Source organism: Arthrobacter sp. B055-34 (assembly GCF_059090425.1).
In genome coordinates this window covers 1-15,112 of the sequence record NZ_JBNHFQ010000009.1, presented here as the reverse complement: position 1 = coordinate 15,112, position 15,112 = coordinate 1, and the positions used below count along the sequence as shown (strand labels likewise).

Here is a 15,112-nt window from a genome sequence, read left to right as displayed (position 1 = left end):
CTGCTGACGCTATCCAGTCGCAGCGTCGGCGGCCCGGCGGCCGAAGATGCGTGGCGAGCGCAGGTAAAAAAGTACGACGGCGGCACAAACCAGCAGCGCTGACGCCTTGCCCGGTACGTTGCTGGCGGCAGCCACGAGTCCGCACAACCCGGTCAGCAGCGAGCAAACCGCGACCACCAAGGCCGACTGCACATGGCTGAGCCCAACGTCGGTCAGCCGTTGATAGACGTGCTGGCGGTGCGCCGCGTACCACCGCTCCCCCGCACTGATCCGGCGCAGCAAGGTGGTCATTGTATCGGCAAGATAGATGGTCACCGGCCCCAGCAGATACTCCGGCTGGACTCCGCTGAGAAAACCCGCAGCGCCCAGGACGGCCAGCGAGGCACCCAGCAGATAGCTGCCGACGTCGCCAAGGAAGTTGCTGCCGGAGAGGTTCCAGGGCAGAAAAGCCGCAAACGCGGCGGCCACCACAAGCCCCGAGACCGTCAGCCAGTCAAGCGATGACATCATCCCCGCCACTGAAAACAACAGTCCTACGACCAGCCCATGCAGGCCCGATATGCCGTTCACCCCGTCCATGAAGTTCGCAACATTGATGTAGCCGGCAATGGCCAGCGCGCCGACCGGAATCCACAACCAGGAGGTGTTGGTCAGGACCACGATAGTGGCAGTACCGGCGGCACCAATTGCCAACTGCAGCAGGAAGCGTACGGAGATGGCTACACCTCGGAAGTCCTCCAGCCAGCCCAGCACAGAGGCGGCTGCGCAAACGCCGGCCACAGTAGCAATGATTGCCACACCATCGGCGGCGGCTCCGGTCAGCACTGCCGTGAGCAGCCCGCCAAGGAGGCCGACCGCCACGGTGATGCCCATACCCCGGACAACTACTTTTGTATGCGACGATCTCTCGTTCGGTATGTCCAGCACGCCCAGCTTGAGCAGCAGTGGTTTCAAGGCAAGGGGCAGCGACAGGCTGAGGACGAGGGCAACAGCACCTGAAAGCACTTCGGTCATTTGGCCGACTCCGGCTCGTTACTGGCCAGTGGCAGGTGCTGCCGGTTTTTCCACTCCTCAAGACTCATCTGGTGTGGATCCAGGGCGTCAATGGAAGCATGCGAAATCTTCGGGTGCAGCGGACGCGAATCGTCTTCACCGATACCGATGAGTTCCTCGTGCAGCTTTTCACCTGGACGCAGACCGGTGAAGACGATGTCTATCTCTTTGCCGGACATTGCGATCATGCGCTGGGCGACGTCGAGAATCCGGACTGGTTCACCCATGTCCAGAATCAGGACCTCTCCCCCGCGTCCGATGGCTCCGGCCTGAATGACCAACTGGCACGCTTCCGGTATCGTCATGAAGAAACGGGTTGCGTCCGCATCGGTCACCGTCACCGGTCCCCCGTTGCGGATCTGCTGGTTGAAGAGGGGCAGCACTGAACCGCGGCTACCCAGGACATTTCCGAAACGGACCGAAACGTACTTCAATCCGGTCTGCTGTGCGAGCCACGCTGTGATCTTCTCCGCAACCCGCTTTGAATGTCCCAGCACTGTCGTCGGATTCGCGGCCTTGTCGGTCGAAATATTGACGAAGGTCTGGACATCGGCCAGACGGGCGGCCTGGAGAACGTTCAAGGTGCCGAGGATGTTCGTCTTCCATGCTTCCTCGGGATACTGCTCCAGCAGGGAAACGTGTTTGAGCGCCGCTGCGTGGAACACCACCTCGGGCTTGCGGTCCAGGAAGATCTCCTCCAGGGCAGCCGCGTCGCGGATGTCGGCCAGCACGGTGTCTTTGCCGTTGAGCAGGCCCTGGCCGGTAATCGATATCTGGGTGGACTGCAGCCCGGTTTCGTCTCGGTCCAGCATGATCAATTCGCGCGGCTCGAATTCGTTGATCTGCCGGCATAGTTCCGATCCAATGGAGCCGCCGGCCCCGGTGATCAGCACGCGCTTTCCCTTGACGTAATGGGCGATCTCATCAACATGGATGTCGACCGGCTGCCGTCCAATCAGATCCTCGATTGCCACCTCGCGGAAGGAGAAGTCGGACCCGCCTGTCAACATGTCCTTCAGCGGCGGGACAACCAGCACCTTGATGTTCAGGCCCGCGACTGCGTCGGAGATCCGGCGGACTTGTTTGGCGTCGATGTCCGCTATGGCAATCAACAGGACCGTGGCGTTTGTCCTGGCAACGATTTCCGGCAGATCCTCCATGCGGCCAAGCACCGGAACGCTGACAATACGCAGGTGTTTCTTCGCTGGGTCATCGTCAATCAGGCCGACAGGCAGCCAGGGCGACTGCGGGTCGTTGCACATGCGGGTCACAATGGACTTTCCCACAAAACCGGCGCCATAGATCAGGGTCCGGGCGGCCTCTTCACCGGGTTTGGCCTTGCTCTCAACGTACATCCTCTTCAGGTAACGGATAGCTGCCATGAAAAGGCAGGCAAACGGGAAGGCGATGATACCTGTACCACGGGCGATACCCATGGAGATACCGAAGAACAGCAGCACCACCGTGATGATGGCCGAAACAGCCACCGTAACGATCACAAGCAGCTTTGCCTCGTGGAAGCTGCCAAAGCTGTACCGGCCCTTATACAAGGCGAAGGCCGAGCCTACTGCGAACTGCGAGGCGATCGCTATGGCGCAGAGGACAATGATATCGGGGATCCTCGAGGGATGCAGCACCATCTCGTACCGCAGGAAGACGGCCAGGACGATCGAAACGATCCAAGCGGATGAGTCGAGCAGGAACTGCGACCATAGCCAGAGGGCCTTGTCGCTACTGGCAGTCTTACCGGATGCGGTGCCACGTCCAATACTCATAGCTGGCTGCTCTCCCCCGGCGTTTCCGCTTCAAAGTCAGGCGTTACTCCTGCCGGTTCTTCCCCAACGCCGAGGAGGTCCGGCACGGTTTCGCGCAGCCGGTCTACCGGTATGGCACCGTCACGGACCACGCGGAAGGGCTGTGAAGTGCAGTCGACAATAGTAGACGGCAGGGACTGGCTGTCTTCGGTATCACCGCGCAGTCCGTCTTCCAGATAAACCTCCACGGATTCAGCAAGCTGCACGTGGGCTTCGGCGGCTGTCCGTGCTGCCGGTTGGCCGGTGCGGTTCGCTGATGAGACCGCCAGCGGACCTGTTACGGCCAGCAGGTCCAGCGCCAGGCGGTCATCGGGCATGCGCAGTGCCACCGTGCCCTTGGTATCACCCAGATCCCAGGTCAATGACGGCTGGGCGTGGAAGATCAGAGTCAGGCCGCCGGGCCAGAATTCGTCCGCTAGGCGCCTGGCCTCCTCGGCGATGTCCACCGCGAGCCCGTCCATGGTCTGCGGACGGGGAATGAGGACCGGAGGGGGCATGGTGCGGCCCCTGCCCTTGGCTGCCAACAGCGTGGCAACTGCCTGTGGCGAGAACGCGTCCGCAGCGATGCCATATACCGTATCCGTAGGCATGACAATGCACTGTTTTGACGCGATCGCCGTCTGCGCGGCGGCAAGGCCTTTACTGCGTTCGATCTCGTCCGTGCAGTTGAATGTGGTGGTCACAGGATCATTCTTTCATTTCGGGGCAGCGCTACCGCCGGACGGCGGCGGTGGCCCGTTCGCGTCCGGTCAAATCGTAGACTGTGGCAACATCGTCCCAGCACCCGGCGCTGTGCAGCAGGTGCGACACAGCTTCGGCCTGGACTTCCGCATGTTCCATGATGAAGTAACCGCCGGATTTCAGCAGCCGTGCGGCGGTGATGGCCGTGGCCGCCGGCAACTGGAGACCGTCGGCGCCGCCACCATACAGCGCAATCTGCGGGTCATGTTCCGCCACTTCCGGGTCCCTCGGTACGGCTTCGGAGGGAATGTACGGAGGATTGGAAACAACGACGTCGAAGGTTCCTTCGTGTCCGGCAAGCGCGGTTCGTAGATCTTCCTGGACCAGCGTCACGCCCCACGGCTCCAGATTGCGTCCTGCCCAAGCATGGGCGAGGTCGCTCAGTTCCACGGCGAAGACATCCGCCTCGGGAATTTCCTGCGCAACGGACGCCGCAATCGCTCCCGATCCAGTACCAAGATCAACGACCTTCGCACGCCTGATCTTCGCGGCGCGGTCAATGGCGTACTGGGCAACGGTCTCCGTCTCCGGCCGCGGGATAAAGACGCCAGGTCCAACCTGCAGTTCGAGGTGGCGGAAATACGCCTTACCCGTAATGTGCTGGAGCGGGACGCGGCGCGCCCGTTCCGCCACAAGCTCACCAAACTCTGGCGGGACCAATGCGCCGGTCAGCGCCAGCGATCTGATCCTCCCCAAGGACTCCGCCATGAGGTGCGCCGCCAGAAGCTCGGCATCTACGCGTGGACTGGGCACTCCCGCCCGTTCCAATATCTGAGTTGCCTCGGCGAGAGCCTCGGCAAGCGTTTCTCCGGTCACCGGTGCCTAGCGATCCTCGCCGAGTGCCTCAAGCCGCGCCTGCTCGTCCGCCTCGATAGCTGATTGGATGACAGGTTCAAGCTCCCCGTTCATGACGGCGTCAAGGTTGTAGGCCTTGTAGCCGGTGCGATGGTCCGCGATGCGGTTTTCCGGAAAATTGTACGTGCGGATGCGTTCCGAGCGGTCCATGGTCCGGATCTGCGATTTACGGGTCTCGGAGTTGGCTGCGTCGATCTGCTCCTGCTGGTGCGCCAACAACCGGGCACGCAGCACACGCATGCCTGCTTCACGGTTCTGCAGTTGGGACTTTTCGTTCTGCATCGCGACCACGATCCCGGTGGGGATGTGCGTGATGCGGACCGCGGAATCCGTCGTGTTGACCGACTGCCCGCCCGGCCCGGAGGAGCGGTAGACATCGATCTTCAGATCGTTCTGGCTGATGTCGACTTCTTCCGGCTCGTCCACCTCCGGCAGGACCAGGACGCCTGCGGCGGAGGTGTGGATACGGCCCTGGGATTCCGTGACCGGAACGCGCTGGACCCGGTGCACGCCGCCTTCGAACTTCATCCTGGCCCAGACACCTTCCGCAGGATCGTTGGATGAACCCTTGATCGCCATGGACACGTCCTTGTACCCGCCCAGATCAGACTCGGTGGCGGAGATGATCTCGGTCTTCCAGCCGCGCTGTTCCGCATAACGGGTGTACATGCGCAGCAGATCACCGGCGAACAAGGCGGCTTCGTCGCCACCTTCACCGCCCTTGACCTCGATGATGACATTTCGTGCGTCGTCCGGATCCCGCGGTATCAACAACCGGCGCAGTCTTGCCTGTGCTGTCTCGAGATCAGCTTCAAGCCCAGGGATTTCGGCTGCGAACTCGGGGTCCTCTGCGGCCATTTCCCGTGCCGCGCCCAGGTCGCCCTCCAGCTGGCTCCAGCGGTTGTACGCCTCAACAATTCCGTTCAGCTGCGCCGACCGGCGGCCCAGCTTGCGAGCCAGTCCCTGATCCGCGTATACGGCCGGATCGCTCAGCCGCTTCTGCAGCTCTGCATGCTCCTCGAGCAATCCCTTTACGGACTCAAACATTTCTCAAACCTCTTTCGACTTCTTCAATAAGTCTAGATAAGACACCAACCGGCCGCTTAAACAACGAACCGCCCAGATCTCTCCGCTCCCGCATTTGCGGGACCGGAGAGATCATGAGCGGTCAGGGCAGCTACTTGTCGTTGTCGGACTTCGCGCCCAGCGTCGTCTTCTGTACCTGCATCAGGAACTCGACGTTGGACTGGGTGTCCCGGATCTTGTTGGTGAGGAGCTCAAGCGCCTGCTGCGTATCGAGTCCGGAAAGGACCCGGCGCAGCTTCCACATGATCTTGACTTCCTCCGACGAGAGCAAGTTCTCCTCGCGACGGGTGCCGGAAGCGTTGACGTCCACGGCAGGGAAGATCCGCTTGTCCGCCAGATTGCGGGACAGGCGAAGCTCCATGTTGCCTGTGCCCTTGAACTCTTCGAAAATGACTTCGTCCATCTTGGAACCGGTTTCAACCAACGCGGTGGCCAGGATGGTCAGAGAACCGCCGTTTTCGATGTTGCGGGCAGCACCGAAGAAGCGTTTCGGCGGGTACAGCGCGGAGGAATCCACGCCACCGGAGAGAATACGACCGGAAGCCGGAGCAGCCAGGTTGTAGGCGCGTCCCAGACGGGTCATCGAGTCGAGCAGAACGACGACGTCCATTCCCATTTCCACCAGGCGCTTGGCGCGCTCGATGGCGAGTTCGGCAACCGTGGTGTGGTCGTCGGCGGGACGGTCGAAGGTGGAGGCAATGACCTCGCCCTTGACCGTGCGCTGCATGTCGGTGACTTCTTCGGGACGCTCGTCAACCAGAACCATCATGAGGTGGACCTCAGGATTGTTGATGGTGATGGCGTTGGCAATGGACTGCAGAATCAGCGTCTTACCGGCCTTCGGCGGCGAAACGATGAGACCGCGCTGGCCCTTGCCGATCGGCGCGACCAGATCGATAACGCGGGGGCCGATCTTCTTCGGTTCCGTTTCGAGGCGCAGGCGCTCCGAAGGGTACAGCGGAACCAGCTTGGTGAAGTCGACCCGGTCCTTGTTATCTTCGGCAGGCTTGCCGTTGACGGAGGTCAGACGCACCAGGGCGTTGAACTTCTGGCGGCTGTTCTGGTTGGCGTTTTCGCCGTCCCGCGGGGCGCGGATGGCACCAACCACGGCGTCGCCCTTGCGCAGGTTGTACTTCTTGACCTGTGCCAGCGAAACGTAGACGTCGTTCGGACCGGGCAGGTAGCCGGAGGTGCGCACGAACGCGTAGTTCTCGAGGACGTCGAGGATGCCAGCCACGGGCAGCAGCACGTCGTCGTCGGTAACCTCGGTATCGTCCACGTCCGGGTTCTGGCCGCGTCCGCGGCGGCGCTCGTTGCGGTCACGGTACCGGTTGCTGGTATCCGTGTCGCGGTCGCGGCGGTTCCGGTTGCGGCGGTTGCGTCCGCGGCCGCCGTCGTCCCCGTCCTCGCCACGGTTGTCACTGCGGCTGTCGCTGCGGCTTTCCCGGTTGTCGCTGCCGGCGGACTCGCTGTCGCGGCCGCGGGTACGGCTGCGCTCACGCCGGTCATTGCGGTCGCCACGATCGTTACGGTCGCTGCGCTCACCGCGGTCAGCGCGCTCGGTCTGGCCTTCCTTCGCACCCTCAACAGGAGTTTCGGACGGTTCCGGCTTGTCAGCGGGCTTTTCGGCCTGCTGCTCCGGCTGGTCCTCGCGGCGGCTACGGCCGCGGCTACGACGGCCCTCGCGGCCGCCTTCGGATTCCGGCTTCGCCTCGGCGGGCTGCACATCGGCGCGCTGGGCGTCGGCACGCTGGGCGTCGGCAGCCTTGGAGCCGGCACCTTCGCCGTCTGTTGACGTTTCGGCTGTAGCGGGTGCCTGCGCCGTTTCCGGCGTCACGTTGCCGTCGCTGGTCGCGCGGCGATTGCGGTTGCGGGTCCGGCTGACGCGTTCGGCGGCCTTGTTGAGGTCACCGCTGTCTTTCGCCTCCGCTTTGTCCGCGGTATCGGCTGCAGGAGCCGCGGGCTCTTCAGCTGCGGGAGCAGCTTCTTTGGCACTTGCACGGCCGGTGGTCTTCTTGGCAGGACGGTCGGCTACTGCGGAACCACGCTGGTGGTCCGAAATAGCCGCCACCAGGTCGCTCTTGCGCATCCTGGAACCGCCGGTGATGCCGAGCTGGCCGGCCAAGGCCTGCAGCTGGGCAAGCTTGAGTCCGGCAAGTCCTGCGCTCTTCGGCGCAGCAGAGTCTGATGATGTATCCACACCTGCAGCCAGGTCAGTGGTTTCAGTCACGAAGGATCCTTCCCCCTCGTCGGGCGGTCCGCATGTGAAGTGGACCGCGTTGTTTGCGTCCCGGCCTATGCATAAGAAACAAGGCCGGGTCGGGGTTGCCCAAGTGTGAGACCAGGCAACGCCGAGTGACATGAGAAAAACCTTGAATGGATCTCGTTCACCATGGTCTTAGGGATATGCTGCCCGCACTCTTACGCGCACTTACAGCACTCAGTAATTCCGTGACGGATCCTGGAAGGTTGCACCGATCTTTGGTTCGCTGCCGGATGTTGTATGTCCACGCGGGACTTTCGACAGATTGCCAAGCCGGTTATTTCCGGCGGTGCACTTCCACTTTAGCACCATCTGTGTCAACCGTCAGTTTAAGGACACGCCAGCCGTCCGGCATTTGCGAGGACTCCAATGCGGCGGCGATATGCCGCTCGACCTCATCCGCCTGCGCGGACCCTGCAGCCAGCGTCATCACCGTCGGTCCGGCACCGGAGACAACAGCGGCGAAACCGGACGCACGCAGCGACTGCAGCAGGTCTGCGCTCGGTGCCATGGCAGGCGCCCGGTGGCTCTGGTGCAGCTCATCCACCGTCGCCGCGAGCAGCAGTTCCGGGTCACGCGTGAGCGCCTGCACCAACAGAGCCGCCCGTCCGGCATTGGCCGCGGCGATATGGTGCGGCACCGAGACCGGCAGCAGGTTCCGGGCCATTTCGGTTGACAATTCATAGGATGGAATGGCCACGACCGGAACAATTTCCGTAGCGACATCAACGGCAGTGCTGAAGAAAGAACCCGCCGATTCCCAGGAAATGGCCAGCTTGCCCGCCAGCGCCGGTGCCACGTTGTCAGGATGGCCTTCCTGGGCGGAACAAAGCTGCAGGACTTCCTGGGCACTGAGCCGGGCAGCCACGGGCAGCAACGAGTTGGCAAGCAGCACCGCGGAGACGATGGCCGCTGCAGAGGATCCCAGTCCCCGGCCGTGCGGAATCACGTTCTCGGCCTGCAGCCGCAAGCCTTCCGCACGGTAGCCCGCACGTCCCAGCGTGTCCTGGATGGTGCGGATGATCAGATGGCTTTCATCCGTGGGCAGGTTTGCGGCGCCTTCACCGGAGATCTCGGCATGGAATACGCCGTCGTCGGTGGTTTCAACGCTGACCGTGTCATACAGGCTTACGGCCAGGCCGAGGCTGTCGAAGCCGGGCCCGAGGTTGGCGCTGGTCGCCGGCACCCGGACGCTTACGCGCTGCCCGGGCACCACGGCGGTACGCTCTGCGGTCCTCACGGCGGTGTTATTCGAGACCAAGAGCTGCAGCCACGCTCACGACGTCGAAATCAACCTTGACGGGTGTAACCTCATGGCCGTCTTCGGTCTGCAAGGCCCACTGGGGATCCTTCAGGCCGTGGCCGGTCACCGTGATCACAATGGTCTTGCCTGCAGGAACTTCTCCGGCAGCGTGCTTCTTGATGACGCCCGCAACGCCCGCTGCCGAACCCGGCTCGACGAACACGCCTTCCTTGGAGGACAGCCAGCGGTGCGCGTTGAGGATTTCCTCGTCAGTCACCGAATCAATCAGCCCACCCGACTCGTCACGGGCGGCAATCGCGGTATCCCAGGACGCGGGGTTGCCGATCCGGATGGCGGTGGCGATGGTTTCCGGCTCGGTGACCGGGTGTCCCAGCACCAACGGTGCCGCACCGGCAGCCTGGAAGCCCCACAGCGTGGGCGTCTTAGTGGCGACGGCTTCGAGGGTGCCGGCAGTCTCGGACTCGTAGGGCTTGGCGTACTCCTGGTAGCCCTTCCAGTACGCCGTGATGTTGCCGGCGTTGCCCACGGGCATCACGTGGATGTCCGGGGCATCTCCGAGGAAGTCGACAGTCTCGAAGGCAGCCGTCTTCTGGCCTTGGATCCGCGCGGGGTTGACGGAGTTGACCAGGAAAACCGGGTACGCCTCCGAAAGTTTCCGGGCAACTTCGAGGCAGTTATCGAAGTTGCCGTTGATCTGGATGATCTCGGCGCCGTGGGCGATGGCCTGGCTCATCTTGCCCATCGCGATCTTCCCGGCCGGCACCAGGACAGCGCACTTCAGGCCCGCCTGCGTGGCGTAGGCGGCAGCGGAAGCCGAGGTGTTGCCCGTTGACGCGCACACTACGGCCTTGGCTCCGGCCTCCACGGCCGCGGTGATGGCCATGGTCATCCCGCGGTCCTTAAAGGAGCCCGTGGGGTTCATCCCCTCCACCTTCAGGTACACGGCGGAGCCGGTCAGCTCGGAGAGGGCCTTGGCATGGACCAGCGGCGTTCCGCCTTCACCGAGTGTGATGATCTCGGTCCGGTCCGTGACGGGCAGACGTTCGGCGTACTCGCGGATAACGCCGCGCCATTGGTGGGCCACTTAGACTCCTTCTACTCGCAGTACGGAAGTAACTGAATTAACAATGTCGAGATCCTTGATGGCTTCCACCGTCGCGGCCAGCGATTCCTCAGTGCCGCGGTGGGTGATGATGCGCAGTTCCGCGGACGCCGTCCCGTCGGCGATCGAGACCAGGTCTTCCGTGTGCATGGTCTGGCGCATGACTTCGATCGATACACCATGGTCGGCGAAGACGTGGGCAATCTTGGCCAGGACGCCGGGCTGGTCCGCTGCATCGATGTCGATGTAGTAGCTGGTGAGGATGCTGTCTTCGCCCAGGACCGGCAGGTGCTTGCCCGTTGTTTCGGTGCGTCCACGGCCGCCGCTGACCATGCGGCGGGCGGCGCTGACAACATCGCCGAGTACGGCCGAGGCCGTGGGACGTCCGCCGGCTCCCTGGCCGTAGAACATCAGTTCGCCGGCGTTCTCCGCCTCGACGAACACGGCGTTGAAGGCGCCGTGGACAGCAGCCAGTGGGTGGGTACGCGGCAGCAGGGTCGGATGCACGCGCACGGACACCCCTTCGCCGCCGTCCTTGGTCGGCTGCTTCTCGGCGATCGCCAGCAGTTTGATCACGAAGCCGGTGTCTTTGGCCGCGTCGATGTCGGCGGCGGTGATGCCGGTGATGCCCTCGCACTTGACCGCGTCCAGCGGGAACATGGTGTGGAAAGCCAGCGAGGCAAGCAAGGTGCCCTTCGCCGCGGCATCCAGCCCTTCGACGTCGGCCGTTGGATCCGCCTCGGCGTAGCCGAGGGTCTGGGCGGCCTTCAGCGCGTCCTCGAAGGCTGCGCCGGTGGTGTCCATCTGGTCGAGAATGTAGTTGGTCGTGCCGTTGACGATGCCCAGCACCCGTTTGATCCGGTCCCCGGAGAGGCTTTCCCGAATGGGGCGCAGAATCGGAATGGCTCCGGCCACGGCCGCCTCATAGTAAAGCTCGACGCCGGCGGCAGAAGCCTTCTCGTACAGGGCGGGCCCGTCGGCCGCGAGCAGCGCTTTGTTCCCGCTGACCACGGAGGCACCGTGCTCGATGGAGCGCAGGATCAGCGAACGCGCCGGTTCCAGCCCGCCCATGAGCTCAATGACGATGTCCGCGTCCTTGACCAGCGTCTCGGCGTCGTCGGTGAACAGATCCCGAGGCAGGTCGACGTCGCGCGGCGCGTCAACGTTGCGAACAGCGATTCCGGCCAGCTCCAGCCGGGCTCCCGAACGCGAGGCCAGTTCAGCGGCGTCGTCCAGGAGAATCCGGGCCACCTGGGATCCGACATTTCCGCATCCCAACAGTGCCACTTTCAGCGTGTTCATTGCTGTACTTACTCCCAAAGCCATTGTTGTTTCCAAGAAATCCGCCGCCCCCGAGCAGACTGACCGGGCTTCAGCCCAAGTCGCGGGCCAGAAGATCCTCTTCTGTTTCGCCGCGCACAATCAGCCGTGCCTGGCCGTCACTAACCGCAACAACCGGCGGCCGTGCCACATAGTTGTAGTTGCTGGCCAGCGCCCAGCAGTACGCACCGGTGCCCGGCACCGCCAGCAGATCCCCGGCGGCTACGTCACCAGGCAGATAAACGTCCCTGACTACAATGTCACCGCTTTCGCAATGTTTGCCAACCACGCGGGAAATAATCGGGTCTTCATCCGTCACACGGGAAGCCAGCACAGCCGAATAGTCGGCGTCGTATAGAACCGGGCGGGCGTTGTCGCTCATGCCGCCGTCCACTGAAATGTAACGCCGCGGATAGGTCCGCCCGTCCTCACTGTCCACGTTCACGGTCTTCAGCGTGCCCGTTTCATACAGAGTGAACGTGCTCGGACCCACGATGGCGCGCCCCGGTTCGATCGAGATCCGCGGGACCTTCAGTTCCAGCCTGCGGCAGGTGGAACTAACGACGGCGGCCATCGCCTCCGCGAGTTCGGCCGGCGGGCGCGGCGTATCGACCTCTGTGTAGGCGATGCCGTAGCCGCCGCCCAGATCCAGCTCCGGGAGCTCCACGCCATGTTCATCGCGGATCTGGGCGACGAAGGTCAGCAGCCGCTCCGCAGCCAGGGCGAAACCTTCGGGTTCGAAGATCTGGGAACCGATGTGGCAATGCAGTCCCAGCAGATTGATGGACTCGGATGCCAGGGCCTGGCTGACTGCCCGTGCGGCCGGTGAGTTGCCCGCGGAAGGCGACGTCCCGCCGTCGTTCGCTGTGCCGGACTCGGTGTCCGCTCCTGCCATGGAGAGGCCGAACTTCTGGTCCTCGTGCGCGGTGGCGATGAACTCATGCGTGTGGGCGTGCACGCCGGGCGTTAGGCGCAGCATGACGTTGGCCCGCTCGGACCGGGCGGCGGCAATGGTTGCCAGCCGCTGGAGTTCATCCAGGCTGTCCACCACGATCCGGCCCAGCTTCATGTCCAGGGCCCGGTTCAGTTCCGCATCGGACTTGTTGTTCCCGTGCAGGCCGAGCTTCTCGCCGGGAATGCCGGCGCGGGCAGCCACGGCCAGTTCGCCGCCGGAGCAGGTATCCAGCCGCAGGCCTTCCTGCTCCACCCAGCGCGCTACCTCGATGCAGAGGAAGGACTTTCCGGCGTAGTAGACGTCCACTCCCCCGCACAGGTCGGCAAAAGCGGCGTCGAAGGAGTCCTTGAAGTCCCGGGCGCGGGCGCGGAAGTCCGTCTCCGACATGACGAAGAGCGGCGAGCCGAAACGGGCCTTGAGGTCACTGACGCCAACGCCGTCGATCTCCAACTCGCCGCTGGCACCGCGGGCCACGCCGCGGGCCCACATCTTCGGCTGCAGTTGGTTGGCGTCTTCCGGATAGCTCAGCCACTGGGGAGCGAGCGGGGAGGCTTCGCGAATTGTTGAAGTCATGTGCTTACATCCGTTCCGGCGCGCTGACGCCCAGCAGGCCCAGGCCATTGGCCAGAACCTGCGTGGTTGCGTCATTGAGCCACAGTCGGGTGCGGTTCAGGTCAGTTACTTCGCCATCGCCCAACGGCGTCACGCGGCAGGAATCGTACCAGCGGTGGTAGGCGCCGGCGATGACTTCCAGATGGCGGGCCACCCGGTGCGGTTCGCGCAGCTTGGCCGCGGTGGCCACGACGGACGGGTAGGCGCCGAGGTAGGCCAGCAGTTCGTTTTCGGTGGCGTGGTCCAGCAAGGATGCGTCGAAGGCGCTGCGGTCCACCCCTGCGGCTACGGCGTTGCGCGCAACGGCACAGGTACGGGCATGGGCGTACTGCACATAGAACACCGGGTTCTCGTTGCTGCGCTTGGTCAACAGGTCCAGATCGACGTCGATATTGGAATCTGCGTGCGACCTGGTCAGCGCATAGCGGGCCGCGTCCACACCAACTGCCTCCACCAGGTCCTCCATAGTGACCACCGTGCCGGCGCGCTTGGACATCCGGACCGGCTTGCCGTCCTTGACCAGGTTCACCATCTGGCCGATGAGGACCTCAACACGGTCCGCGCTGTCGCCCATGGCGGCGGCAGCAGCTTTCAGCCGCGCCACATAGCCGTGGTGGTCGGCTCCGAGCATGTAGATGCACAGATCGAAGCCGCGGTCGCGCTTGTTCTTGAAGTAGGCGATGTCGCCGGCGATGTAGGCTGCATGGCCGTCCGACTTGATGACCACCCGGTCCTTGTCGTCGCCGAAGTCCGTGGACTTCAGCCACCAGGCGCCCTCGTCGAAGTAGAGGCTGCCGGAGGTCTTGAGCTGTTCCAGCAGCGCGTCGACGGCGCCGTCTTCAAAGAGCGCGTTTTCGTGGAAGTAGACATCAAAATCGACGCCGAACTCATGCAGCGACTTTTTGATGGCAGTAAACATCAGCTCGACGCCCCGGCTGCGGAACTCTTCCTGCGGGTCTGCAGCGGAGAGTGCGTCCGGATTCTGGGCCAGCACGGCGTTGGCAATATCCGCAATGTAGTCGCCGCCGTAGCCGTCTTCCGGTGCGGGCTCGCCCTTGGCGCTGGCGAGCAGGGACCGGGCAAAGCGGTCAATCTGGTTGCCATGGTCATTGAAGTAGTACTCGCGTGTAACTTCTGCCCCCTGCGCCTGCAGGATACGGGCCAGCGAATCCCCCAAGGCAGCCCAGCGTGTCCCGCCCAAGTGGATGGGCCCGGTGGGATTGGCGGAGACGAACTCCAGGTTGATCTTGGTGCCGGCGTACTCCTCACCGGTTCCGTAGCTATCGCCGGTTTCGACGATAGTCTGGGCCAGTGATCCTGCGGCCGCGGCATCCAGCGTGATGTTCAAGAACCCGGGACCGGCGATGTCGACCTTGGCAACGCCGTCGATCTTGGAAAGCCGGGCACTTAGGATTTCGGCGAACTGGCGCGGATTCATTCCCGCCTTCTTGCCCAGTTGCATGGCCACGTTTGTGGCCCAGTCACCGTGCTCGCGGCTCTTCGGTCGCTCCACCCGCACCTCGCGGGGCATCTCGACGGTGAAGTCACCTGCGTCGACGGCATCCTGCAGGCAGGCGGTAATGGCAGCGGAAAGTTCTTCAGGAGTCACCCGTTAAGCATAAGTGCAGTGCAAACTGGATTCTGCCGCCGCCCCGTGGCCTGTGGCTGCCACCGCGGAAGACCTGCAGGACAGGTGCCGTCGCACGGTTTCTCCAGGGTTTTCCACCCGGCAGTTCGCCAAATTCACCGCGATGCCTTCCTCGGACGCTGACAGTTTGTGTCTGTGGGGGTAGTTCCTGATAAGCTCATTGACGTCCCAAAAGGTGCTGGCAGATTTACCCGGCACCGCGCCCTCGTAGCTCAGGGGATAGAGCGTCTGCCTCCGGAGCAGAAGGCCGTAGGTTCGAATCCTATCGAGGGCACCACAGAAAACCCCGCCGCTGGAATACCGGCTTATAGGCAAAAAAGTGTGTATGACCCGGGCGTGTTTCATGGCCTGCCTGCCCATCCGGAGCGGATCCAGAGTCCTTCTTCGGCGACTAGGGCG

At 63.4% G+C, this 15,112-nt stretch carries 11 protein-coding genes and 1 tRNA gene; 1 reads left to right on the top strand and 11 read right to left on the bottom strand.

The window, feature by feature from the left end; genetic code table 11:
- Positions 1–9 precede the first annotated feature (9 nt).
- The 11 genes from AC5RWO_RS16420 to argS all read right to left on the bottom strand — a co-directional run bounded on the left by AC5RWO_RS16420 (position 10) and on the right by argS (position 14,674).
- The gene (locus AC5RWO_RS16420; protein ID WP_498732608.1) at positions 10–1,014 is read right to left on the bottom strand and encodes an MraY family glycosyltransferase; all 1,005 of its coding nucleotides are present in this window, start codon (positions 1,012–1,014) and stop codon (positions 10–12) included.
- Positions 1,011–2,828, bottom strand: a complete 1,818-nt coding sequence (locus tag AC5RWO_RS16415; RefSeq protein ID WP_498732607.1) for a polysaccharide biosynthesis protein — start codon at positions 2,826–2,828, stop codon at positions 1,011–1,013. The genes AC5RWO_RS16420 and AC5RWO_RS16415 overlap by 4 nt, the downstream gene beginning before the upstream one ends.
- On the bottom strand, positions 2,825–3,550 hold the full coding sequence (locus AC5RWO_RS16410) for an L-threonylcarbamoyladenylate synthase (RefSeq protein WP_498732606.1): 726 nt from the start codon (positions 3,548–3,550) through the stop codon (positions 2,825–2,827). Before AC5RWO_RS16410 ends, AC5RWO_RS16415 begins: the two co-directional genes overlap by 4 nt.
- Before the next feature lie 28 nt (positions 3,551–3,578).
- The gene (prmC, locus tag AC5RWO_RS16405) at positions 3,579–4,424 is read right to left on the bottom strand and encodes a peptide chain release factor N(5)-glutamine methyltransferase (RefSeq protein WP_498732605.1); all 846 of its coding nucleotides are present in this window, start codon (positions 4,422–4,424) and stop codon (positions 3,579–3,581) included.
- A gap of 6 nt (positions 4,425–4,430) precedes the next feature.
- Complete coding sequence (gene prfA / locus AC5RWO_RS16400) at positions 4,431–5,510, bottom strand: peptide chain release factor 1 (RefSeq protein WP_498732604.1); 1,080 nt, start codon at positions 5,508–5,510, stop codon at positions 4,431–4,433.
- A gap of 130 nt (positions 5,511–5,640) precedes the next feature.
- Positions 5,641–7,779 carry a transcription termination factor Rho gene (gene rho, locus AC5RWO_RS16395; RefSeq protein ID WP_498732603.1) on the bottom strand — a complete coding sequence of 713 codons (2,139 nt, stop codon included), beginning with the start codon at positions 7,777–7,779 and terminating at the stop codon, positions 5,641–5,643.
- A gap of 310 nt (positions 7,780–8,089) precedes the next feature.
- A complete protein-coding gene (gene thrB, locus AC5RWO_RS16390) occupies positions 8,090–9,052 on the bottom strand; it encodes a homoserine kinase (RefSeq protein ID WP_498732602.1) in 963 nt (320 codons plus the stop codon).
- Between the two features lie 7 nt (positions 9,053–9,059).
- Positions 9,060–10,160 carry a threonine synthase gene (thrC, locus tag AC5RWO_RS16385; RefSeq protein WP_139004874.1) on the bottom strand — a complete coding sequence of 367 codons (1,101 nt, stop codon included), beginning with the start codon at positions 10,158–10,160 and terminating at the stop codon, positions 9,060–9,062.
- Positions 10,161–11,480 (bottom strand): homoserine dehydrogenase, encoded by a 1,320-nt coding sequence (locus AC5RWO_RS16380; RefSeq protein ID WP_498732601.1) that lies wholly within the window; start codon positions 11,478–11,480, stop codon positions 10,161–10,163. It abuts the gene before it with no gap.
- Between the two features lie 70 nt (positions 11,481–11,550).
- On the bottom strand, positions 11,551–13,026 hold the full coding sequence (gene lysA / locus AC5RWO_RS16375; RefSeq protein ID WP_498732600.1) for a diaminopimelate decarboxylase: 1,476 nt from the start codon (positions 13,024–13,026) through the stop codon (positions 11,551–11,553).
- 4 nt (positions 13,027–13,030) lie between these two features.
- Entirely contained in the window at positions 13,031–14,674 is a 1,644-nt protein-coding gene (gene argS, locus AC5RWO_RS16370) for an arginine--tRNA ligase (protein WP_498732599.1), read from the bottom strand.
- 240 nt (positions 14,675–14,914) lie between these two features.
- Between argS and AC5RWO_RS16365 the strand changes: the two genes are divergently transcribed.
- Positions 14,915–14,990: transfer RNA gene (locus AC5RWO_RS16365), tRNA-Arg, on the top strand.
- Positions 14,991–15,112 lie beyond the last annotated feature (122 nt).